Raw genomic sequence first — 1,020 nt, 5'->3', positions numbered from 1 at the left:
TACAGCACTTCCGGATGTTATGAGGTACAGTAGCAGCAATTAGTAAACCAGTTTTTAAGATGTTTCGGATTAATTAAGTCAAGAGCCACAGCAATTATCGTGTCAACCATTTTAGTGCTGGTTGGTGAAAACTGTCGCAATAAAGATTTGAGTTGCGACCACCATAATTCAATTGGATTAAAATCAGGAGAGTATGGGGACAAACACAAGATAGAAGCACCCACCGCTTCAATCATAGGCTTAATTGAATCAACTTTATGCGCTGGTAAGTTATCCATCACTACTACTGCCCCCGACCACAATTGTGGCACTAAACATTGAGCGATAAACACCTCAAATGCTTGGCTATCCATCGAGTTGTCCATGGTCATTAATGCCACTACTCGCTTGATACTAATTGCACCAATTACTGTGACTTTCTTGCCTCGATAAAAAGGTTTGACCGCATAGGCTCTCGTTCCGAGTTGAGAACGTGCATGAGTTCGGGTTGTACCTAGTAATACTCCAGTCTCATCTAAAAAGACTAGATTCTTTTGGTCGATATGCTTGACTTTTTCCCAATACTCTAACCTTAATTTCATGACTCTTTCAGTGCCAGCTTGGCTACTTCTCACTGTTTTTTTTTACGATTTAATCCCAACTTTTGTAAAGCGTTACACATGGCTGTTCTACCCACCCAATTTCCAGTCTTCTGGGCAAATAACTCACACAATTCTAGTAAGGTGGCATCGGGATGTGATGCCACTATTTCTCTCAAAGAAGCTGTGGAATTGTTCAAATGACTGTATCGAGGTTTCCCCCTGGGTTTCGGCTGTAAATTCCCTTCAATTTTTTGTTGCTTGACCAATTTTTGCACTAAGCTTTTACTGACAGAAAATATCGCTGCTGTTTTTCTGATCGACAGCTTCTGATCTTGATGGGCTGCTACTATTTTTGTTCGCAAATCTACTGAATATGCTTTCATTGGTATATTTTTTTAATCTATTCTTATTGTACCTCATAACACCCGGAAGTGCTGTA

Annotated in this window: 2 protein-coding genes; both read right to left on the bottom strand. The window is 40.1% G+C overall.

Features of this window, described 5'->3' with window-relative positions; all coding sequences use genetic code 11:
* Window positions 1-17: 17 nt before the first annotated feature.
* A complete protein-coding gene (locus QUA62_RS29275; protein ID WP_333408296.1) occupies window positions 18-581 on the bottom strand; it encodes an IS630 family transposase in 564 nt (187 codons plus the stop codon).
* Window positions 582-610: 29 nt separating this feature from the next.
* The gene (locus tag QUA62_RS29270) at window positions 611-964 is read right to left on the bottom strand and encodes an IS630 transposase-related protein (protein WP_333408295.1); all 354 of its coding nucleotides are present in this window, start codon (window positions 962-964) and stop codon (window positions 611-613) included.
* Window positions 965-1,020 lie beyond the last annotated feature (56 nt).

Origin of the sequence: Microcoleus sp. MON1_C1, from assembly GCF_036701945.1 — a bacterium.
GTDB lineage: Bacteria > Cyanobacteriota > Cyanobacteriia > Cyanobacteriales > Microcoleaceae > Microcoleus.
This window is presented reverse-complemented; position numbering and strand designations above follow the sequence as displayed.

Excerpts from the sequence above, each read along its gene's own strand:
- QUA62_RS29275 (WP_333408296.1), bottom strand. The coding sequence starts at position 581 with ATGAAATTAAGGTTAGAGTATTGGGAAAAAGTCAAGCATATCGACCAA.
- QUA62_RS29270 (WP_333408295.1), bottom strand. The coding sequence starts at position 964 with ATGAAAGCATATTCAGTAGATTTGCGAACAAAAATAGTAGCAGCCCAT.